The sequence below is a fragment of the Protofrankia sp. Cas8 genome, assembly GCF_963555845.1.
Taxonomy (GTDB): domain Bacteria; phylum Actinomycetota; class Actinomycetes; order Frankiales; family Frankiaceae; genus Protofrankia.
The window spans coordinates 3,312-3,720 of sequence record NZ_CAUVXI010000324.1 but is presented as its reverse complement, the minus strand read 5'-3'; the positions used below and the strand labels follow the sequence as shown (position 1 = coordinate 3,720).

General features: G+C 69.2%; 1 protein-coding gene. It reads right to left on the bottom strand.

Annotation, left to right across the window (positions count from 1 at the left end; genetic code table 11):
* Positions 1-409: putative T7SS-secreted protein (locus tag U9977_RS26240; RefSeq protein ID WP_322751955.1), on the bottom strand; the 409-nt coding region annotated here is incomplete at both ends.

The following is a 409-nucleotide window of genomic DNA, read 5'->3' as shown; positions in this document are numbered from 1 at the left end:
GGTGAGGGTGGTTTGGGCGGGGTCGAGGAGGGCTTGGGCGTGGTCGCGGCGGGTGCGGGCGTCGCGGCCACGGGTGAGGGCTTGGTCGGCTTGGGTTTGGGCGGTGGTCAGGATGGGTTCGTAGGTGTTGAGTGCTTGGCCGGCCATCCGGTAGGAGGTTTCGAGTTGGGTGAGCTGGGTGGGGAGTTCGTCGAGTTCGTTGCGGAAGGTGTCGGCGGCGGTGCCGAGCCAGGTGTGGACGGTTCCGTCGCCGGTGGCGGTGGTGATCTGTCTGTGGGCGTGTTCGACGTCGGCGGCGAATTCGAGGAAGCGGCGGGCGAGTTCGCGGATGGCGAAGGGGTCGCCGGGGGTGGGGTCGTCGTCGAGGTTGAGGACACCCCAGTCGGTGGGGCGGTTCATCGGGGTGGGG